Source organism: Asticcacaulis sp. AC466 (assembly GCF_000495815.1).
Lineage (GTDB): Bacteria > Pseudomonadota > Alphaproteobacteria > Caulobacterales > Caulobacteraceae > Asticcacaulis.
In genome coordinates, this window is record NZ_AWGE01000023.1 from 58,175 (window position 1) to 79,512 (window position 21,338).

Below are 21,338 nucleotides of genomic sequence, written 5' to 3' on the forward strand. Positions count from 1 at the left end.
CATTAAGGAAACAACGCCCCGACGGAATCGAAAACCAGCGGGGCGAGGGCCGTGCGAAAATGTCGTTGTGGGATGCCATCGCGCCGATTCTGGGCTGAGTCGGCCAAGGTGCCTAGGTCAGGTTTGGCCGCTGATTTATCGACTTGATCAGGAATTTAGCCGCCCGTCAGCGAAATCCCGCGCGGCCGGATCGCCGACATGCATCCATTCGCCGGTAAATTCAGTGCCGAACAAGCGGCCTTGCGGCGCGATCCGCCGCCATATGCGTGACAAAGAAAAGGCCGCGTCCAATTCCGTATCGATAATCGCCGGGCGGGTGATGTGCACGCCCATATAGTTGAAAGGCGCGCTCGGCGCATCGCCCCGGAAAGACAGTCGACCGTCCTTTGCAAGGAAGAAATCGCCCGCCCCGTCGAACCCATGGCTTGTTTCCATGGCGGTGACCAGAAGTGCCGCGTCCATTTCCGCCGCGTTCCATTGGTTGGCCAGAGCTTGCAGCGCCGTACCGTCGGGTGCCGCTTCCAACCAGACGCTGTCAATATTGGCCACCCAGATCGGATCATCACCCAGGAGCGGCCGCGCCTTTTTCAGACCGCCGCCGGTTTCCAGCAGGGCTTCGCGCTCGTCCGATACAATAATGTCGATATCGCTGCGCGCCTTAAGATGCGCTTCCAGGCGATCGGCGAAATAGTGGACATTGACGACAAACCGGTTCGCTCCCGCCGCCTTCAGCCGGTCAAGCATATGGTCGATCAGGGGGCGACCGGCAACTTCGACCAACGCCTTAGGCCGGTCGTCGGTCAAAGGGCGCATGCGCGTACCGAGACCGGCAGCGAGGATGAAAGCGGTTTGCGGACTCATATGGCCAGCCTGCCTTTGAAACCGTGACGCAAAAACCAGTCGTGCAGACCTTCCATGCCCGGTTGACGAATATTCCGCGCGATATGGCCCCACATGCGGGGCATGAAGGCCTCATATCTCGGTTTGTGATCGCGCGTCACCAGACGGGCAAACACCCCGAGGATACGGGCTTCGTTCAGCGTGGCCAGAGCGACATAGTCCTGCATGAAGGCCGCGCGATCGACATTGAGGCGTAAACCGAAATAGTGGTCCAGGCACGCCGCTTCGAGGTCGTGCGACACATCGCGGCGGGCATCCTGTAACAGGGACAACAGGTCCCACGACGGATGCGCGCGCAGGCAGTCCTGGAAATCGACCAGGCCGACGCAGGCGACGCTTTCGCGGTCAGGCAGCCACAACAGATTTTCCGCATGATAATCACGGTGAATAAAGACTGTGGCGCCGGCTTCCGCGCGCTGGCGTACCGGCGCCCACAACGCTTCCCACTCCGCCACAGCCGTTTCATTCAACGACACCGACCGGTCATACTTCGGATACCACTCCAAAAACAGGTTCACCCCCGTCTTCAAGGCCAGATCGTCATAGCTGAGAAGCGGCCAATCATTGTCCAGCACGGCCGGCGGCGTCAGGTCGTGCAGATGGGCCTGGACTTCAATGGCGCTGAGGTAAAGGGGTGTTTCATCCGCTCCCGCCTCAATCAGACGAGCGAACAGGTCATTGCCGAGATCCTCGCTGATCAGGAAACCATTGGCGGTATCAACTTCAAAGATTTCCGGCGCCGACAAGCCTTGACCGCGCAGATAATGGGCCGCTGCGACAAAGGCTTCGATCCGGCCAGCCGACAGACGCGCCATGGCCGTGTAACCGGAGGCTTGCCGTTCCGCTTCGGTTTCATGGACGCGGCACGGCTGGATGTCCAAGGCGGGCGCCTGGTCCATCAGCATGAAGGAGCGGCCATCCGTGAGGGTCAGGCGTTCATAGCGACGCGTCGATGCGTCCCCCGGCAAGGGGTGTCGTTCGGCGTCAGAAAATCCGGCACTCAGCAGGAAGTGGCGCTTGATCGCCTCGCGGTCTGTCATCTCAGTCCCTGAAGCGGCCTCGGGGCGTAAGGGTTACGCGGCGGCCTGGCTTTGAGTGGGTGTTGTCGCTGTCTTCTAGGACGATATCCAGGCGGTCGTCAAAGCCCAAATGCGCCAGACGCTGGGGCCATTCGATCAGCAAGACACTGTGTGGCAAGGCATCGTCCAGACCCAGCTCATAGGATTCTTCCGGCGCTTTCAGACGGTAGAGATCAAGATGCGCGATTTCGAAAGGAGGCGTCTCATAGGTCTGCATCAGGGTAAAGGTCGGGGACGGCACGTCCTGATCCGGTGTGGTCAGGGCGCGGATCAACCCGCGTGCCAGGGTGGATTTGCCCATACCCAGCTCACCCGTCAGATAGACAACGTCTCCCGCTTTCAGATGCGGGGCCAGGGCAACACCGAGCGCGATGGTGTCCGCCTCATCCGCCAGATAAAGGGTTTGCTGTTGCGTCAGATCGATTTCAAGCATGGAAGGGGCGTCCGCATCGGCATTCAGGCGGGTTTCGACATAGGCTTTCAGAACTTCGGTTTCCAGCTCTTCGCATTGCGGATCAATGATCGGCCCGACGGTCAGGTCAAAGCGTTTGCCGGCCTTGTTGAGGAATTCATGAAACAGGGTGATATCCCGCAATTCCTGGGAAAATGTGTGAAACAGGTGAAACCAGAAGGAGTTCGGTCCGGCGACATGGACCGGCACAACGGGCGCGGCATATTTTTGCGCCAATGACACCGCCGTCGGCGCCCAGGGAGGATCGACCAGACGGCCTTCTCCACTTCGCCGCGCCAGGCGCCCGGCCGGGAACATGACCACACAGCGCTCGGCTTCGAAAGCCATCTTGGCGCCATGCAAGGTTACGCGCGTCTTTTCCCGGGTCCGCTTCGCTTCGACCCATTCCACCGGTATCAGCGCATCGGCAAAGCGCGGGTTGACACGAAGCGCATCGGCATTGGCAAAAAAAATGGCGTCGGACCGGCGTTTACGAAGGGCGTCGTAAACCGCAATGCCGTCGGCGATACCCGTCGGATGATTGCATACCACGAGGCAGCGTCCCGACGCCGGTACGCGGTCGAGATGCCTTACATTGACATCGAGCGACAAAAGGTTGGAGACGTAGTCGAGGCTTTCCGCGCCGCCCATGTCCGCGACCGCATCCGCCATATCCACCGCCTTTTGCCGGCCGAGCATAGCGTAGAGCAAAGGCCTGAGCGCAGGCCAGACCGGTGAGCGCACCAATTTGGGTGCCCGCTCATATATCAATTCATCGATGATATGCAGTTGCGCCATATCCTTCCGTAAACCGGTTTCCGGGAATCCCGCAAGAGCCTACGCAAGGCAACCACACGTTAACGTCGCTGCCATCTCAAGCAGCAAATCGGGGTTGGCAAATCGCGGATGACTTTGTATGACTGACGGTATGACCGACGCCACCAGCCACTCTTCCCCGGCCAATCGCGCTTCGCCCGTGTCCGAGGACCGGCGGCAGCCAAAACACCGCGCGTCCTATATAACGCTTTGGATTGCGGCTGTTTTGTGTGTGGTTTTTGCACTCATCAGCATGTTCCTGCACTGGTAATACCGGGAAAGGCTTATGAACATCGCTTCAGAGGGGTTTGGGATGGATTTCTTATATTAACCATGATGGCTTTTCCCCGTATGCGTTAACGATTATAGTCGCAGCTGATTTAGGCGCCGTGCGGTGCTTATTATGCCCATTGGGGGGTTTGTGAATGAGCCGGAAATTCCTGCTGTGGGCCATGGCCTTCGTAGTAATCGTCCCGACCCTGTTTGGGGTGGGGTACTGGTTCTATTGGGATCAGTTCCAACGCTACGCGCCCGTTACGATTCAAAACTCAGCCGACATCGCCAAACTGCAAAGCCTGCTCGACCGCGCCGACTATGTATCGCCCGACTACCAAAAGGCCATTCTAACCACCGGTCCGGCGTCAGGCGTAACCACATCCGTGACCCAGCCTGTGGCTAAAAAATGGGTCTATATGGTCGGATTCCGCACCTGCGATACCTGCCGCGCCTATGAAGACGTTGAATTCCCAAGACTTCAGCAAGGCAATATCGAAACCCGTGTCATTCCGTTCGCCCTGGCCGACAACGGTACGGTCAAGCAGTCGAGCCCGGAAGAGCGGTCCACTATCGCTGAGCTTTGGCTGAACCGCAGCTGGCCGTTATATGTGAAATGGCGCAATACCCCGGCGGAGGTCTGGAAGGCCGAGAATATAGAGGTCGCCGATTACGATCTGGCGCGAAGCGGCGTGGTATGGGCATCCCGCGATTTCATCAATCAGGTCGCGCCGATTTTGCGCAACAACAAGGTCAACATCGCGTATCCGCTGGTCTTTTGGCGCAACAAAAACAATGACCTGCGCGTTTGCAGCTGCTCCAGCAAAAAGGCCTACCACTTCATTCGTCAAGATCTGGGCTTGCCCGGCGATCTGGAAACCGATGTAAAAGGCCTGCTTCACCTGCCGATGGATTTCAAACCTTTCGGCTCAGAAAGCGCAGCGTCTTCGTCGTCAAGCAGCTTGGCGCCCGCCCCCGGGTTGAATTACGGCCCGGACTCGTCGGCACAATAGTCGCAACCGTCCGGTCGACCGCAGATACAAAAAACCCCGCCGGCGCTGCCAGCGGGGTTTTTCCTATTATCTCTATCCGTGCTTAGGCTTCGGCGTCGGCATTGCCCGAAGACGCGGCGTTCTGCATGGCGGCACGCAGTTCGGCGCCCTTGGAACCGCGCGTCGAGTTCATCGAACGCTCGGCGATACGGGCCGACTTGCCACGGCGATCGCGCAGATAGTAGAGCTTGGCGCGACGGACGACACCGCGACGCTTGACTTCGATGCTGTCGATCAGCGGCGACAGGAAGGGGAACTTACGTTCGACACCTTCGCCGAACGAAATCTTGCGGACCGTGAAGGTCTCGTTGATGCCGGCGCCGGCGCGGGCGATACAAACGCCTTCGAAGGCCTGGACGCGCTCACGCTCGCCTTCCTTGATCTTGACGTTGACGCGCAGGGTGTCGCCTGGCTGGAATTCGGGGAAGGTCTTGCCGCCCTTCAACTTGGCGACTTCTTCAGCTTCGATTTGCTGCAGCAGGTTCATATGAACGCTCCTAATGATTGAGGTGCCATCCTTGCGGACGAACACACGTTGAGGCTTATTTGCCTTTTGGCTGTAAATTGGAAAGATAAGCCGCCCAGAGATCCGGACGCCTTTCCTTCGTGGTTGCCTCTCTTTGCTCTTGACGCCACTTGGCAGCTTTCTTGTGATCGCCGTTCAGCAGCACTTCGGGAATGTCGAGGCCCTCAAACGTCCGCGGTCTTGTAAACTGCGGTTGCTCAAGGAGGCCATCCTCAAAGCTCTCATTATCCAGACTGGCCGATGCGCCGAGAACTCCCGGTATAAGTCGCACCACCGCCTCGATTGTAACCATCGCCGCCGCTTCCCCGCCCGCAAGGACGGCATCGCCAACGCTGATTTCCTCGAACCCACGGCTGTCAAGCACCCGTTGATCCACCCCTTCGAACCGGCCGCACAAAACGACCAGGCCGGGCTTTTGGGCCCATTCCTTGACCTTCGCCTGCGTCAGGGGCCTGCCGCGTGCGCTCATATAGACGAGAGGGCGATCATTAAGCTCCATGGAATCAAGAGCTTGAGCGATCACATCCGCCTTGAGGACCTGACCGGGGCCACCGCCCGCGGGGGTATCATCAAGAAAGCCGCGCTTATCGCTCGAAAAGTTACGAATGTCCAGTGTTTCCAAGGCCCAGCGCCGAGATTCTTTCCACGCGGTTCCGATCAGCGACACGCCGAGCGGGCCCGGAAAGGCCTCGGGGAACATGGTCAGAACAGTGACCCGGTAAGGTGCGGCGCCGTTTTCGGCTTCGATATCGGACATGGTGCGTGCCCTTAGCACAAACGCCCTCAAAGACAAATGGTTCCGCCTCCAGTCACCGGGCGGCCACTCTGTGGCCTGGGCTCACGCGCCAGGAGGATTTTTCAATGGGGCATTTTTCAAACAGCCGCATATTGCCATCTGCTGAAGACACCTCCTCGCCCGTGACGGCGAGGAGGCGAAGGCATCAGCGCTTTAGACGCAAGGTCAAACCCACGGTGCGCGGCTGCCCCAGGAAGGCCTTATAGCTGCCGGCCTGGAATGGCGCGGAAAACGCCACCTGGTAATAGACTTCGTCCGTCAGGTTCTGGCCCCACAGTTCGACCGACCAGCGGTCGTTCGGATCGCTGATCGACAGACGGCCGTTGTACAGGGTGAAGGCGTCCTGACGCTTTATCGGCGCCAGATCGGAACCGGTATTATAATCGCTGTTGTACTTGGCGCTCAGGCTGGCATTGAAGCGATAATTGCCAAGCCCATGGGTGTAGTCGAGACCGTAGGCCGCCGACCATTTCGGAGCGAAGGAGGCCCGCCCATTGGCAAGCAGCGGCACGCCCGGTACGGCTTCCGGGCCGAAATGCGCGTCATCATAGGTAATGCCACCATTGAGGATCAGACCATCGGCCACATAACGGCTTTCGACCTCCACGCCCTTGGAGCGCAGGCGTGGCACGGAATTGACGACGAAATTGGTGCCCAGAAAGGTATTGAGCTGGAAGTTATGGAATTGTTCGTCGAAGGCGGCCACATCCAGGGCAAGGCGGCGCGACAGGAACCGGCTCTTGAGACCGATTTCGTAGGATCGCGAGGTTTCCGCCTTGAACGAGGTATCGCGGTCGGCGGACAGATCGGCCATCTGTTCCCGATCGAGATTGAAACCGGCGCCCTTCCAACCCGTGGCGTAGGAGGCATAGGCCATGACTGTCGGCGTAGCTTGCCATTTCAGCTTGAGCGAGCCCGTCGTGGCGTCTTCGGCATTTTTTTGCGCCACGGTCAGGGCATTGAAGGCCGGGTTGGACCACGGCTGACAGATCGTGCCAAGCGAACCGGTAGCGCGCGCGCAGGCGATGCCGTTGTCGCTGTTGGTATAGGCCGAGGTCAGGTCCTTGGTCTGATGGTTATAGCGCAGACCACCGAGCAGGGACACGGTGTCGGTCAGGAACCATTCGGCGTGACCGAACAGGGCCGTATTACGTTCACGCTGCCTGTAGGTGTCGTGATTGCCCTGGCCCGGCACAAAGGACTGCCCGACCGGTAGGCCGGTCAGCTCAGATACACGGTTACGGTTGGCGCCGCCGGTCAGCAACAGGCCCAGATAGGCTTCGTAATCGCGGCCGTAGAGGGTTTCGTCATGGCGAACCAGGTCTTCCTGATTAGCGTATGCACCGAGCATCCATTCGTAGTGCGCGGTCTTGCCGTTGAGCCGGACTTCCTGCGACCAGGTATCGAAGCGATTGCCAAACCCGCCGTTCGGATCGCGATAATAGATATCGGCCGACGAAAAGTCGGCATCGTAACCATTGGTATGGTCCCAATGGCGATAGGCCGTAATGGAGGTCAACTGGACATTGTTGGCCAGGCGCAGGTCCCATTGCGCCGACAAGCCGGAATCGACGATGACCTGATCGGTCGGGCGATTGGACCAGGCTTCGCGGCCCTTCGGATCGACGACGCTGGCCGTACCCGCATCGGACGCCAGGCTGTCGATATAACCACGCGTGCCACCGATAGCGATGGCCGTGCCCACACAGCAGGATTCGTCCCGCTTGGTATAGTCGGCGATGATGCGCAGGCGCGACCACCCGTCACCGTCATACAGCAACTGGCCACGAACCGAACCGTAGTTCTGGTTTCCGTCGTCGGTGCGCTTACGCGGACCGTCACCGGTGTGCACGGTATACTGACCGTCACGTTGGCGCTTGGTGGCGAACAGAGACCCTGCCCAATGTTGCGACAGCCCGCCCGTAATGTAGGCGGAGGCGCCAAATGTACCTTGCTCACCCGCCGTCAGTTCATAGGATTGAGACGGGGTAAAGCTGGGCAGCTTGCTGACAACCTGGATGACGCCAGCGGATGCGCCCTTGCCATAGATATCCGACTGCGGCCCCTTTAGCACTTCGATACGATCCAGAACGCCCAGATCACTCATGGCCGTAGCGGTGCGGGCGCGCGACACGCCATCCACCACCACGCCGACCGAGGAATCCAGTCCCGGATTGTCCCCGACCGTGCCGACGCCGCGCAAGCGCGCCGTTGTCTGGGCTTCATTGGCCGTGGACGTAATCAGCAGGGACGACGTCAGGGTCTGAAGATCCTTCAGGTCGTGCGCGCCAGCTTTTTCCATCTGGCGACCGGACACGACCGACATGGCGATGGGCGCACGGCTAAGCGGTTCAGGCTTTTTTTGCGCCGTAACGGTGACCTCGACAGAGTCACTGGCCGTTTCGGCAGAGGGTTCGGAAGTTTGAGCGTTGACGGCGGTGGCAAGCCACACGCAGGCGAGCGCTGTGCCCGTCATAAGACGGTACGCAGACGTTGAAATCATATTTGGCCTCTTTTGTAGCCCCATTTTTGGGGTCTATGCCTGCGCCCGTAGGCCCATTATCGGTGCCGCGCAAGCGCTTAAAACAGGCATTGACCTAGCGGAAACCCGCAAAGCCTTATTCGGCAAGGAAAGACGAAGTCTGGCCATTTGGCGGGAAAAGGCCTATTTTTTGTAACCGTGTTCGGCGCGGGACAGTCCTGTTTGCGAACGGTCAAAAAAAGAGGCGACCCTTAGGGAGGGGCCGCCTTCGCCAGTTTGCAGACCTGTCACGTGTGATGGTCATGCGGGCCAGGAGGATTCAAAATAGTCTGGATGAGCCTCGAATCGACCGTGGTGACCTGGTTACCAGGCCACACGGCGGGGATTCATAGCGATTTCCCTGTGCCACAATGTGTCGCCAGAGGACCCCATGTCATCCCCGTTCGTCAATCGATGACGCAAAAATGGACCCGCTCCCACGCTTTCATCTTGTCACCTCAGCACCGCCTGTTTAAGTAACAAATTGAATGTTTTGATTGTTTTATTTTGTGCCGCAGATGCGAACGTTGCCGGCGGGCCACAGTCATCAACTTGACCCGTCACGACCGACCGCTACTATCGCTGCAACACAGGGGAGAAACATGACGGCCAAGGCGCCGACTATATATGACGTGGCCGCGTTGGCCGGCGTCGGCCGCACGACTGTTTCGCGCGTCCTCAATGGCGAAGGCCGAGTCGCAGAAGCCACCAAGGCCCGCGTGCTCGACGCCATTCACGCCCTGCGCTACAAGGTCAACGCCCAGGCGCGGCTTCTGGCCGGCGGGCGGGTCCCCAGCCTGATGCTGGTTTATCCCGCCAATGACGAGGTCGGGCCGGTCACCTGGTACAACCTGCTCATCGAAAGCGGCGCACAACGGGGCTGCGCCCGGGCCGGATTGCAATTGCAGATGACCCAGGTTTTTCCCGACTCCCTGAAAAAACACGACCGCATCCTAGAGCCGGTTATCCAGCACGCCTGCGACGGCGTTATTCTGGCGCCACCTTTTTCCGACGACGCCGAACTGATCGGCCTGCTCAAGGCGCGTAATTTCCCGGTGGCCAGCATTGCCGCCGGCCCGGCCACACGGTCGCTCAGCGCCGGAGTGGGCATAGATGACGAGGCCGCTGGCCATGACCTGACCCAGTATCTTCTGGGCCTGGGCCACAGGCGGTTCGCCTTTATCGACGGATTACGCGATCATATCTCCGCCGCCCAGCGCTTCGAAGGGTTTCGTCGCGCCCTGACGAACGCCGGGCTTGGGGAGGTGGATTATTGCGCCTTTCGCGGCACACTGACCTTCAGCACGGGGGCAGACCATATGCGGGCCCTGATCGACAGCGGTTTCCCGGCTACGGCGGTGATCTGCGCCAATGACGACATGGCAGCCGGGGCGCTGTATCACGCCCACGAACGCGAGGTACGGGTGCCGGGGGACATATCCGTCGTCGGCTTTGACGACGCCCCCTTCGCCCAGATGGTCTGGCCGCCCTTGACCACCATCCACCAACCCGTCTTCGCCATGGCGCAACGGGCCGTAGAGATCATACTTCAGCAAATTCGCGGACAGTTTCGAGGGCAGTCGCAAGCTTATGAGATGGCCCCACACCGGCTGGTGACCCGTCATTCCGCCACGTCGCCCGCGAGCGGGGGAAACACGGATTTAACGCACGTGCAGGCCGAGCTCCGATAGCAGTTCGGAGGCTTGAGACTTCGAAATGGTCGCCCCCTTGAACCGGCGCGCGTCTTCGAGGCGCACCCCGCCGATATCACTGCCGCGAAGGTCCGCGCCTTCAAAGCGGGCATCGGTCAGGGATGCATCGCGCAGGCTGCAATCTTCAAAGACGACATCGCGAAAATCGCATCTCTGCAATTCGGCATTGTGCATGTCGAGCTGCTTTAGGGTCTGCTTGTTGAACGCAATGCCGCGCAGGCGGGCATCGTTTAGCCGGCATTCCTCAAACACGATGTCGAGGGTGCGAGCATCGTTAAAGTTGGCGCCCGTCAGCTTGCAACGCCGGAATTCCGCCTGGGTTAGGGTCGCGCCGCGAAACAGCGCATTGTTGAAATCACAGCCCGTAAACTTGGCTTCGATGAGAATGGTGCTGGTAAAATCGGCATGGGCGCCCTTGCATGACGTAAACCGCGCCTGCTCCAGCTTGGCGGAGGTGAATTTCGTCTTCTTGAACAGGCATTGATCGAATACCCAGCCGTTGAGAATAAAGTCGGATAGGTCGACCTCTTCGACCTCGCAACCTGTCAAGGTCACGGGTTGCCCCTTGTTGGCCAGTAACAGGATCGCGCCCCGGTCGAGGGTCTGGTCGGTAATGGTCGTTTCGGACGTCGTGTCGGACATGGAATTTCCTTTACGCGCCTATTTTATACACCTCTTGGGCATAGGCCGCGTCCCTTATCCCGCCTGGAACAAAAAAAGGCGACCCCAAAACGGGATCGCCTCTTCTTTTTAGCGGATAAGATAACGGGTCATCGACCCGTCATCCCATCTTAGTCGCGACGACGACGACGCGGACGCGGACGGTCACCGCCGCCACGCTCTTCGCCGCCTTCGGCCGTTTCCAGCTCGGGCTCTTCGCCCGACGCCACACGGGCGGCGTCACGGGCAGCGCGCTCGGCGTCCAGCGTCTCGGTCAGGTCCTCACCGGTTTCCTGATCGACCACCTTCATGCTGAGCTTGGTCTTGCCGCGATCGTCGAAGCCCAGGAATTTCACCTTTACTTCGTCGCCCTCGTTGAGGACGTCGGACACCTTGGCAACCTTTTCCTTGCTGATCTGCGAGATGTGGACCAGGCCGTCCTTGGCGCCGAAGAAGTTCACGAACGCGCCGAAATCGACGACCTTCACGACCTTGCCCTTGTAGATGGCGCCGACTTCCGGCTCCGAGGCAATGGACTTGATCCAGTCGCGCGCGGCGTCGATCTTCGATTGTTCCGAGGCCGCGATCTTGATCGTACCGTCGTCCTGGATATCGACCTTGGCGCCGGTCTTTTCCACGATTTCGCGGATGACCTTACCGCCCGAACCGATAACTTCACGGATCTTGTCGGTGGCGATCTTGATCGTTTCGATCTTCGGTGCGAATTCGCCCAGCTCTTCACGGGCGCCCGAGATGGCCTTGTTCATTTCGCCGAGGATGTGCAGACGGCCGTCCTTGGCCTGACGCAGCGCCTTGGTCATGATCTCCTCAGTGATGCCGGGGACCTTGATGTCCATCTGCAGCGAGGTGATGCCTTCTTCGGTACCAGCGACCTTGAAGTCCATGTCGCCCAGGTGATCTTCGTCACCCAGGATGTCCGACAGAACCGCGAAGCCGTCTTTTTCGAGGATCAGGCCCATGGCGATACCCGACACCGGCCGCTTCAAGGGCACGCCGGCGTCCATCAGGGCCAGCGAACCGCCGCAGACCGTAGCCATCGACGAGGAGCCATTGGACTCGGTGATTTCCGAGACCAGGCGGATCGTATAGGGGAAATCCGCCACTTCCGGCAGCATCGGACGCAGAGCGCGCCAGGCCAGCTTGCCGTGGCCGATTTCGCGACGGCCGGGCGAACCCATGCGGCCGGTTTCACCGACACTGTACGGAGGGAAGTTGTAGTGCAGGAGGAACTTTTCCTTGTAGGTGCCTTCCAGCGCGTCGATGAATTGCTCATCGTCGCCGGTGCCGAGCGTGGCAACGACCAAGCCTTGGGTTTCACCTCGGGTGAACAGGGCCGACCCGTGGGTACGCGGCAGGACGCCGACTTCCGACACAATGGCGCGAACCTTGTCGACCGGGCGGCCGTCAACGCGCTTGCCATGATCGATGATGTCGCGACGCAGGACTTCGGCTTCGCATTCCTTGAAGGCGGCGCCGAACTTGGCGGCATCGACGCCGTCCGGGTTTTCTTCGGTCTTTACCAGAGCGACGGCGGCCTTGGCCTTAGCGGCCCCAACAGCGGCATGACGCTCGTGCTTGCCCTTGATGTCATAGGCGGCACGAATATCGTCGGCGACCAGCTTCTTGATATCGGCGACGATACCGGAGAAATCTTCGGCCTCGAAGTCGAACGGTTCCTTGGCGGCGTGTTCGGCCATTTCGATGATGGCGTCGATGACCGGCTGCATGCCACGGTGGGCGAACATCAGGGCACCCAGCATCTTGTCTTCCGACAATTCCTGGGCTTCGGATTCAACCATCATCAGGGCGTCGGCCGTGCCGGCGACAACGAGGTCGAGCACCGATTCCTTCATCTGATCCAGAGTCGGGTTGAGAACATATTCACCGTCGATGATGCCGACGCGAGCGCCGCCGATCGGGCCCATGAACGGCACGCCCGACAGGGTGAGCGCGGCGGAGGCGGCGACCATGGCGACGATATCCGGATCGTTTTCCATGTCGTGCGACAGGACGGTAGCGACAACCTGGACTTCGTTCTTGAAGCCCTTGACGAACAGCGGGCGGATCGGACGGTCGATCAGGCGCGAAACCAGGGTTTCCTTTTCCGACGGACGGCCTTCACGCTTGAAATAGCCACCTGGGATCTTACCGGCGGCAAAGGTCTTTTCCTGATAGTTGACGGTCAGCGGGAAGAAGTCCTGACCGGGCTTCGGCGAACGCGCATAGACGACCGTGGCCAGGACGGTGGTTTCACCGTAGGTGGCCAACACGGCGGCGTCGGCCTGACGGGCGATACGACCGGTTTCCAGGGTCAGCTTGCGGCCGGCCCAGTCGATGGATTTTCTTTTGATGTCGAACATTTTGTGTCTTTCGTTCTGACGATGGTCGGCCCCATGCCGCCAAGGTCTGCCGTCATCGGGACGGCGCGTGTAAAGGGCTTTTTCTTGAACTTTTTGCCCAGCGTGTAAGCGAAGGTCGGCCCTTCGCGGGTGTATAAGCAAGCCGGACAGGTCCGGCCGGGGTGTATAATCGCCGTTTCTGGCGTGGCTTTCGTCAGAAAGCACTTTACGCCCTTAAAGCAGGGCGGTCGTCATGTAGAAGGGCCTGGAGCGGAACCCCAAGCCCTTTGGTAGTGCGAAACTTAGCGGCGCAGGCCGAGGGTTTCGATGATCGAAGCATAACGGTCGGCGTGACGGTTCTTCAAGTAGTCGAGAAGACGACGACGCTGCGACACCATTTTCAGGAGGCCGCGGCGGCTATGGTTGTCCTTCTTGTGTTCCTTGAAGTGTTCGGTCAGGTTGGCGATGCGTTCCGACAGGATCGCGATCTGCACTTCGGCGCCACCGGTATCGTTGGTGGTGCGGGCGTGGGTCTTGATGACTTCCGATTTACGTTCGGCTGTAATCGACATCGGGGTTCTCCTTAGTGAGAAGCTACAGGTTTAAAAGACGCGTCGGGTGCAATGTCCCGCCGCGCAGTTCGCACAAGGCCAGAACCTGTCCCTGAAACACCGCCTGAACCGTATCGGGAAACTCATGATAGCCGTCATCAAGACGGGCTTTCAGAGCCGTTCGAAGCTGTTCAATCTGACGGGGCAGAAGGGCAAGGTCACGTCCTTGCTTCAATCTGGTGGCCTCGTCTTGCGTTATGGGCAGGCCCGGGATGTCGTCCAGTGCCGTCTCTACGCCAAGCAAAGCCTCAAGATGGGCGCCTCTATGCACTAAATCTTCCAGCTTTTCCAGTGTTATTGCGTCTTTTGTTTCAAACGCACCGACCGCTTCACGGCGCAGGCGCGTAACGTGACCGCAAACACCCAGTTCCAGGCACAGGTCGCGGGCCACCGAACGGACATAGGTGCCCTTGCCGCAATGCAGGGTAAAGCTGGCCGTGTCGCCGGTGAAATCGTCGAGAGTCAGGTCGAAAATCTCGACCTGACGCGCCTTGAGCTCCACCGTCTGACCCTCGCGCGCCAAGTCGTAGGCGCGCTTGCCATCGACCTTGATGGCGCTGAAAGCCGGTGGAACCTGTTCGATCGTGCCGATGAATTGGCCAAGCGCTGCCGTCACGACGTCCCGTGTCGGGCGCGCGTCGGATTCGGCCGTCACCCGGCCTTCGGCATCGTAGCTGTCCGTCGTCTGGCCGAAGGTTACGGTGAAGCTGTAAACCTTGTCGGCCTCCATCAGGTAGGGCACGGTCTTTGTCGCTTCGCCCAGCGCTATGGGCAGGATACCGGTCGCCAGGGGATCGAGCGTTCCCGCATGGCCCGCCTTCTGCGCCTGGTACAGCCAGCGTATCTTTCCGACCGCCGAGGTCGAGGTCATTTCCAGCGGTTTGTCGAAACAGACCCAGCCGTGGATCGCCTCGCCTTTTTTCTTTCGGGCCATGGGTACTCCTCATGGAAACGGCCGCGCATCCGGCGGCCGCCAATCCATGGACAATTGCGGGTGGTGATCACCCGCCTGATGCTCTAGTCTTCGTCTGTTTCGTCTTGGTGACGCAGGTCACGTGCGATTTCCGGACGCATGAATAGGGCGTCGATGCGCGCGGCTTCGTTAAAGCTTTCGTCGTGCAGGAAGCGCAGGTCGGGCGTAAATTTCATGTCGATATGCCGCCCCAGAATACCGCGCAGGAATTTCGAATGCGTGTTCAAGGCGGCAACCGCCGGTCCGATCTGCTCTTTCGCAATCGTCACCCCGCCCAGGCCCGCGCCCAGCGGCTCGACGAATACGGTGGCATGGCGCAGGTCAGGCGAGCAGCGCACCTCAGTGACAGTGATCGATACGCCCTGAAGGGCCTCATCATGGATGTCTTCTTCACGCAGAATTTCCACGAGTGCGTGACGCACCAGCTCACCGGCGCGCAGCTGACGCTGGGTCGGTCCCTGGTCGGCGGGAGCGCGCCCATGGGTCTTGTGTCCCAAATCCCTCTGGGCTTTGTCTTTAAATGAGTTACGTTTCATGCAGGTCCATATAGGCGTTTTTGCTGATTTTTCCACGCCAAAATGCCAGGCTGGGCTATAAGAGGTAAAACCTTACAGATACAGGGATGAAATGACTGCTGTAAAACCCGACTTCGTGCCCCGCATGGAGGGGCTGGACGCCCTGCGCGGCTTTGCCCTTATGGGCCTGTTTCTCGTCCACATGCCGGAACTTTATGAACTGTACTGGGCCCATCAGGCCACAGACCCGACCCAGTTGCTTTGGCATGATATCATTTTCACGATCTTCGCCGGCAAGGCCTTCGCCCTGCTCGCCCTGTGCTTCGGCGTATCCTTCTTCGTCATCATGGACCGATCAGCCAAGCGCGGTATCGATTTCACCGGTCGCTTTATCTGGCGTCTGGTCCTGCTTGGGCTCATCGGCATCGTACACGGCCTGTGGTATCGCGGCGACGTCCTGGAAGTCCTGGCTGTGATGGGACTGTTCCTCATTCCCTTCTATCGCGTCAAATCCAATACGGTTGTTACTGCCCTTGGTATCGTGTTCCTGTGCCAGCCATTGCTGATCTTCCAGATGGTAAGTGCGCTGCAGGGCGCTGGCTGGGCCAATCAGAAGCCTGCTTCCTGGGGCGGCACCATCCCGGAGGCCTATCTCACCGGTAAAAGCCTGATCGAAACCATCCGAATGAACTGGGTGGACGGACATCCGTTCAAATGGCTGTTCATGCTGGAAGCCGGACGGCTGAGCCAGATACTCGGGCTATCCCTGATTGGTATGGTGCTGGGTCGAGTCGGCTTCTTCAGTCAGCCAGAGCGGTTCGCCAAGATCCGTGTGGTCGGCTGGGCAATCGCCGGCGTTGTGGCGCTGGGGCTGTACCTCGGAAAGTCGAAGCTGGTTGCCTTGGTTCCGACGTCCGAAGCCATGTTCATGCCCCGCTCCCTGTGGGACACCATAGTTTCAAGCTGGTTCGACCTGAGTCTGATGGCCACCCTGGCCCTGGGCTTCCTGTCGCTTTACTACGGCGCCGGACATCGCGTTCTGAGGCTGCTGGCACCCGCAGGGCGTATGACCCTGACTCTCTATGTGTTGCAATCGATCATTTTTGTACCGGTCTTCTATAGCTTCGGCCTCGGACTGCACGCCACCATGCAACAGTCCACCGCTGTGCTGATCGGCATCGCCGCCTTCGCCGTACAGGTCGCCGCCGCTCATCTCTGGTTCCGTTACTTCTTATACGGGCCACTAGAATGGCTGTGGCGGGCCGGCACTTATTTGACGGTAAAGGTCCCATTTATTCGCCCAAGGGCTTCCGCCTGAATTTCAAGAATCGCCTTGAGCGGCAGATGCAGGCCAAGGCGATTCCACGGCGCATTCAAGGCGCGCTGCTTCAGGCCCTCGATATAGCTGTCAGCCAGCCAAGCCGACAGCGCCAGGAGGCCACAGACATAGACTATGACCGCATCTGCCACCTGAAGGCTTTCCGGCTGCGCCCGTAGCAAGGGCGTAAAGCGCAGAGGGGCGGGTTTTGTCTTTTCTGGCAGGACGAACTGGTTACGGATAAATTCGGCCAGGTCTTCGCGCAGAAAGCGCAGACGATGGGTTTGGGCCTCTGCCTGAATGTGATCGCCGGCATCCAACGCGTAATAGTCCAGAACCGCCCGGCAGGTCTCCGCGTCATAAGCAAACAAGCGGTGGCCCATCCACGTCAGTTCGCGATGCGCCGGGCCCGACTCCAGCAATCGCGCCTTGATGGCCAGAATGCGGGGTTTCGTCGTCAACCAGTCACGACTGATGGTGCCGATATGGGCGTTTTGCACACCGCATAGTTTTGCTAGTCCACGTTGTGTCAGAAAGGCTGAACCGTCGCTTAAGCGGCCCATGCCAATGCCGCCGCATTCGGCATAATGTGTCACGGCAAACTCTGGCTTAATTCGCGCGTTAGGACGTGAGGGCCGTTTTGAACCGCCCGCAACAGGCGAATGTGCAGGCGATATCTCGAACATGACCGAGGTCCGTAGTTACGTGATGAAAATGTGACGGAACGCTTACACAATAAGGAAGTGCGATCATATTGCGGCGCAGCAAAACGTTAATCAAGTCTTAAAATGTCTGTAATTTGGCGGTAAGCGACACAACAGGTTAACCTTCTGTGGATAAGTGCGCACATTCGACCATTGTCCACATTGAAAAATTATTTGTTCGCCATCAACGCGTTGTAAAATACTTGCCAAAAACGAGAAATAAATTTTGACAATTTGGTAAATTAACCTCAAATGTGTGGTGTGTGTATATCTGGAGTATCAGGCCTTGACCAAGTCGCTTTCCTCAGACGCCCTTTCTTTTGACCGCCCTGTCAAAAAAATGACCGTTCGTGCAGATGGTCACGCCCTTCGACTTAACCTTCCCATGGTCGGCGCCGTCTTGTTCTGTGCAAGCGCGTGGGTTGGCGTTGCGTATCTGGTGCTCCACCTGATCAGCCACTGAAGCAACAGAACCGTCAGACGCCGTTAGTGGGTCGAAAGCTTAACTGAAGACAACCGTTTTCAAGCCATTGATGATGACGCGACGTTCAGCATGCCAGGTTACGGCGCGCGCCAATACACGGGCTTCTATGTCCTGACCGATAGCTACCAACTGTTCCGGGGTCAGGCCATGATGAACGCGTTGAACATCCTGCTCGATAATCGGCCCTTCGTCCAAATCAGACGTCACGTAATGCGCTGTGGCGCCAATAATTTTCACTCCACGCGCATGGGCCTGATGATAGGGCTTCGCGCCCTTGAAGCTCGGTAGGAACGAGTGGTGAATATTGATGCAGCGCCCTTCCAACCGACGCGCCAGATCGTCCGATAGAATTTGCATGTATCGTGCCAAAACGACGAGGTCGGCCTCATATTGGTCAATCAGAGCCAGAAACGCCGCTTCCTGTTCAGCCTTGTTCTTGGTCATCGGCAGATGGACATAGGGAATGCCGCTCCATTCGACCAATGAGCGCATGTCGTCATGGTTCGACATGACGCAGACGATATCGACCGGCAGCAGACCCGAGCGCCAGCGATAGAGCAGTTCATTCAGGCAGTGTCCGAACTTCGAGACGGCAATCACAACCTTTGGTCGGTTCCCGAGGCTATGGATATCCCAGTCCATGGCAAAGCGGTGGGCGATCGGTTTGAAACCGTCGCGCAAGGTCGCCATCGGAGGCATACGCGGCCCCGCCTGTTTGAAAACAACCCGAACATAGAACATATCGCCGCGCGGATCGCTGGAATGGGCGTCGTTGAACTGGTTCGACTCGACAATCGAAAGGTCGTTGTCGTTGAGATAGCCAGAAACGGCCGCCACGATACCGCGCGTATCGGGACATTTGATGATCAGGACGTAATGGGCGGGGTCAAGGTCTGTGGTGTCGAGCATGACACTGGCTATAGCAGGAAAATATTGAAAAAGTAGACTGTTTCAAATGAAAGAAAAGGTGCGGAACCTGGGTCCCGCACCTTTATGGTTTTACAGCTGAATACGGAAATTACAGCGTGCGCTTGATTTCCTCGACCGTGAAGCATTCGATGAAATCGCCCTTCTTGAGGTCCTGGAAGCCGTTGAAGGCCATACCGCATTCCTGCGATACCTGGACTTCGTTGACTTCGTCCTTGAAGCGCTTGAGCGTCGAGAGAATACCCATTTCCTGGATGACGACGTCGTCGCGCAGGATACGGATACGGGCGCCCTTTTGCATCTTGCCTTCCTTGACGATACAACCCGCCACCTTGCCGACCTTCGAAATATCGAAGACTTCGAGGATTTCGGCGTTTCCGAGGAAGGTTTCGCGCTGGATCGGGGCCAACATGCCGGACATGACACCCTTGATGTCGTCGATCAGGTCGTAGATGATCGCGTAATAACGGATTTCAACACCTTCGCGCTCAGCCAGGTCACGCGCCTGCTTGCCGGCACGGACGTTGAAGCCGATGATCGGTGCGCCCGAGCCCTTGGCGAGCTGGACATCCGATTCCGTGATGGCGCCTGCGGCCGAGTGGATAATGCGGGCGCGGACTTCGTCCGTACCGAGCTTTTCCAAAGAGCCGACGATGGCTTCGCCCGACCCTTGCACGTCGGACTTGATGATGAGCTGAAGTTCTTTGACCTTCTTGTCGGCCAGCTTCGACATCATGTCGGTCAGCGACACGGCGCCGACAGGGGCAACGGTCTTTTCGCGACGGATACGTTCACGATATTCTGTGATTTCACGGGCGCGAGCGTCATTTTCCACGACGGCGAAAGCCTCACCCGGATCGGGCGCGCCGTCTAAGCCGAGGATTTCCACAGGCATAGACGGGCCGGCTTCGGCCAGTTGCTCGTTACGTTCGTTGATCAGGGCGCGGACGCGACCGAACGACGAACCGGCAACGACGATATCGCCGCGCTTCAGAGTACCGCGCTTGACCAAGACAGTCGCGACAGGACCGCGGCCCTTGTCAAGCTTGGCTTCGATGACGATGCCTTCGGCCGTACGATCCGGATTGGCGCGCAGGTCGAGCACTTCGGCCTGCAACAGGATCGCGTCGATCAGGGTATCGAGGCCCAGGCCGGTCTTTGCCGAGACTTCGACCACCTGGGTTTCGCCACCCAAGGCTTCGACAACGACTTCGTGTTGCAGCAGCTCATTGATAATGTTCTGCGGCTTTGCGCCGGGCTTGTCCATTTTGTTGATGGCCACAATCATCGGCGTCTTGGCAGCGCGTGCGTGATTGATGGCTTCGATCGTCTGCGGCATGACGCCGTCGTCGGCGGCCACGACCAACACGACAATATCCGTCACATTGGCACCGCGGGCACGCATGGCCGAGAAGGCAGCGTGACCCGGGGTGTCGAGGAAGGTTACCCGCTCACCCGATGCGACCCGCACCTGATAGGCGCCGATATGCTGGGTGATGCCACCAGCTTCGCCGGATGCCACATCTGCCTTGCGCAGCGCGTCGAGCAAAGAGGTCTTGCCGTGGTCAACGTGACCCATGACGGCCACGACCGGCGGACGCGGTTGCGTATCGTCGTCATGGTCCTCAGCGTCGATAAAGCCTTCCAGAACATCAGATTCCGACACACGCTTGACGGTGTGACCAAATTCTGACGCGACCAATTCGGCGGTATCGGTGTCGATGACGTCATTAATCTTCAACATCATGCCCTGCTTCATCAACATCTTGATGATGTCGACGGCGCGCACGGCCATACGGTTGGACAGTTCCTGAACCGTAATGACGTCGGGAATGATGACTTCACGAGCGACGCGGGCCTGTTCAACCTGGGACCCCTTACGCTTTTCGCGCTCACGTTCACGGGCCCGGCGCACAGACGCCAGGGACCGCATCCGATCGGCAGTGCCTTCATCGTCTCCGACAACGGCTTGCAGGGTCAGACGGCCTTCGCGGCGCTTAGGCTCGCCACGGGTCTGCGAGACGGCCTTAGTCGGCGCCCCCAGCTTGCCGCGCTTGTTGCCGCCACGATCATCCTCGTCACCCGCCTTGCGGGCGTCGAGCGCCTTACCGGGGCCACCGGTGCCGCGCGAGGAGCGGATACGGTCAACCTCAGGGGTCGCTGGCGCATTGGCGGAAACGCCGGCTGCCGGACGGGGCGGACGGGGCGAATTGGCGCTATAGCGCACGGTTTCACCACGGGGCGCATTGGGATCGCGCGGCGGACGCGGCGGAGCGTTCGGGTCGCGCGGTGTAAAGGGACGATTGGGATCGCGCGGCGGACGGTCACCTTGCGGGCGATTGGCATCCCGGTTGAACGGCGGACGATCACCTTGCGGACGATTGGGATCGCGCGGCGGACGGTCGCCTTGCGGGCGGTTGGCATCCCGGTTGAATGGCGGGCGATCGCCCTGAGGGCGGTCACCTTGTGGACGATTGCCGTCACGGTTGAAACCGCCGGAACGTTCGGCAGGCGCACGCTGCGTATACTGGGACGGTTCGCGCGGTGTGCGTTCATTGCGGAAGGCGGGCGCTTGCGGCGCAACCGGGGCCGGTCTGGGCGCACGGGCTTCGACCGGCTGCGGTGCGGAGGGGGTCACGACCGGTGCCGGCGCAGGCGTC

At 59.2% G+C, this 21,338-nt stretch carries 17 protein-coding genes and 1 pseudogene; 3 read left to right on the plus strand and 15 right to left on the minus strand.

Translation table 11 applies throughout. The features are described 5' to 3' along the window. Nucleotides 1-147: 147 nt before the first annotated feature. The 4 genes and pseudogenes from AEAC466_RS41600 to AEAC466_RS44945 form a co-directional block, all read right to left on the minus strand. Entirely contained in the window at nt 148-861 is a 714-nt protein-coding gene (locus AEAC466_RS41600) for a nucleotidyltransferase family protein (RefSeq protein ID WP_023459919.1), read from the minus strand. Then, nucleotides 858-1,940: an N-acetylmuramate/N-acetylglucosamine kinase AmgK gene (gene amgK, locus AEAC466_RS41605; RefSeq protein ID WP_023459920.1), complete on the minus strand. Its 1,083-nt coding sequence runs from the start codon at nt 1,938-1,940 to the stop codon at nt 858-860. The genes AEAC466_RS41600 and amgK overlap by 4 nt, the downstream gene beginning before the upstream one ends. Nucleotide 1,941: 1 nt before the next feature. Next, a complete protein-coding gene (gene tsaE, locus AEAC466_RS44940; RefSeq protein WP_200863994.1) occupies nt 1,942-2,412 on the minus strand; it encodes a tRNA (adenosine(37)-N6)-threonylcarbamoyltransferase complex ATPase subunit type 1 TsaE in 471 nt (156 codons plus the stop codon). A gap of 150 nt (nt 2,413-2,562) precedes the next feature. Continuing rightward, nucleotides 2,563-3,228: pseudogene (locus AEAC466_RS44945) on the minus strand (GNAT family N-acetyltransferase); the annotation flags it as partial. Between the two features lie 443 nt (nt 3,229-3,671). Here AEAC466_RS44945 and AEAC466_RS41610 point away from each other — a divergent pair. After that, complete coding sequence (locus tag AEAC466_RS41610; protein ID WP_023459922.1) at nt 3,672-4,532, plus strand: hypothetical protein; 861 nt, start codon at nt 3,672-3,674, stop codon at nt 4,530-4,532. A gap of 82 nt (nt 4,533-4,614) precedes the next feature. Here AEAC466_RS41610 and rplS read toward each other — a convergent pair whose 3' ends face one another. The 3 genes from rplS to AEAC466_RS41625 all read right to left on the minus strand — a co-directional run bounded on the left by rplS (nt 4,615) and on the right by AEAC466_RS41625 (nt 8,396). Next, nucleotides 4,615-5,058 (minus strand): 50S ribosomal protein L19, encoded by a 444-nt coding sequence (rplS, locus tag AEAC466_RS41615; protein ID WP_023459923.1) that lies wholly within the window; start codon nt 5,056-5,058, stop codon nt 4,615-4,617. A 55-nt stretch (nt 5,059-5,113) separates the two neighbouring features. Continuing rightward, nucleotides 5,114-5,854 carry a tRNA (guanosine(37)-N1)-methyltransferase TrmD gene (trmD, locus tag AEAC466_RS41620; RefSeq protein ID WP_023459924.1) on the minus strand — a complete coding sequence of 247 codons (741 nt, stop codon included), beginning with the start codon at nt 5,852-5,854 and terminating at the stop codon, nt 5,114-5,116. Between the two features lie 184 nt (nt 5,855-6,038). Continuing rightward, a complete protein-coding gene (locus AEAC466_RS41625; protein ID WP_023459925.1) occupies nt 6,039-8,396 on the minus strand; it encodes a TonB-dependent receptor in 2,358 nt (785 codons plus the stop codon). A 620-nt stretch (nt 8,397-9,016) separates the two neighbouring features. Between AEAC466_RS41625 and AEAC466_RS41630 the strand changes: the two genes are divergently transcribed. Then, nucleotides 9,017-10,105 carry a LacI family DNA-binding transcriptional regulator gene (locus AEAC466_RS41630; protein ID WP_023459926.1) on the plus strand — a complete coding sequence of 363 codons (1,089 nt, stop codon included), beginning with the start codon at nt 9,017-9,019 and terminating at the stop codon, nt 10,103-10,105. Here the strand turns inward: AEAC466_RS41630 and AEAC466_RS41635 are convergent. From AEAC466_RS41635 to rbfA, 5 genes are all read right to left on the minus strand, one after another. After that, nucleotides 10,076-10,768: a pentapeptide repeat-containing protein gene (locus tag AEAC466_RS41635; protein ID WP_023459927.1), complete on the minus strand. Its 693-nt coding sequence runs from the start codon at nt 10,766-10,768 to the stop codon at nt 10,076-10,078. The two genes, AEAC466_RS41630 and AEAC466_RS41635, sit on opposite strands and share 30 nt — an antisense overlap. Nucleotides 10,769-10,917: 149 nt before the next feature. Then, nucleotides 10,918-13,167: a polyribonucleotide nucleotidyltransferase gene (gene pnp, locus AEAC466_RS41640; RefSeq protein ID WP_023459928.1), complete on the minus strand. Its 2,250-nt coding sequence runs from the start codon at nt 13,165-13,167 to the stop codon at nt 10,918-10,920. Nucleotides 13,168-13,448: 281 nt separating this feature from the next. Beyond that, complete coding sequence (gene rpsO / locus AEAC466_RS41645) at nt 13,449-13,718, minus strand: 30S ribosomal protein S15 (RefSeq protein ID WP_023459929.1); 270 nt, start codon at nt 13,716-13,718, stop codon at nt 13,449-13,451. Nucleotides 13,719-13,740: 22 nt separating this feature from the next. Next, complete coding sequence (truB, locus tag AEAC466_RS41650; RefSeq protein ID WP_023459930.1) at nt 13,741-14,691, minus strand: tRNA pseudouridine(55) synthase TruB; 951 nt, start codon at nt 14,689-14,691, stop codon at nt 13,741-13,743. 83 nt (nt 14,692-14,774) lie between these two features. Then, nucleotides 14,775-15,266 carry a 30S ribosome-binding factor RbfA gene (rbfA, locus tag AEAC466_RS41655; protein ID WP_052025198.1) on the minus strand — a complete coding sequence of 164 codons (492 nt, stop codon included), beginning with the start codon at nt 15,264-15,266 and terminating at the stop codon, nt 14,775-14,777. A gap of 91 nt (nt 15,267-15,357) precedes the next feature. On the opposite strand from rbfA, the gene AEAC466_RS41660 reads away from it, so the two are divergent. After that, complete coding sequence (locus AEAC466_RS41660) at nt 15,358-16,563, plus strand: DUF418 domain-containing protein (RefSeq protein ID WP_031239509.1); 1,206 nt, start codon at nt 15,358-15,360, stop codon at nt 16,561-16,563. Here AEAC466_RS41660 and AEAC466_RS41665 read toward each other — a convergent pair. From AEAC466_RS41665 to infB, 3 genes are all read right to left on the minus strand, one after another. After that, entirely contained in the window at nt 16,515-17,159 is a 645-nt protein-coding gene (locus tag AEAC466_RS41665; RefSeq protein WP_155913849.1) for a hypothetical protein, read from the minus strand. The genes AEAC466_RS41660 and AEAC466_RS41665 overlap by 49 nt on opposite strands. A gap of 610 nt (nt 17,160-17,769) precedes the next feature. Next, complete coding sequence (gene purU, locus AEAC466_RS41670) at nt 17,770-18,660, minus strand: formyltetrahydrofolate deformylase (RefSeq protein ID WP_023459934.1); 891 nt, start codon at nt 18,658-18,660, stop codon at nt 17,770-17,772. 109 nt (nt 18,661-18,769) lie between these two features. Then, on the minus strand, nt 18,770-21,338 hold a 2,569-nt coding region (gene infB / locus AEAC466_RS41675), incomplete at its 5' end, for a translation initiation factor IF-2 (protein ID WP_023459935.1).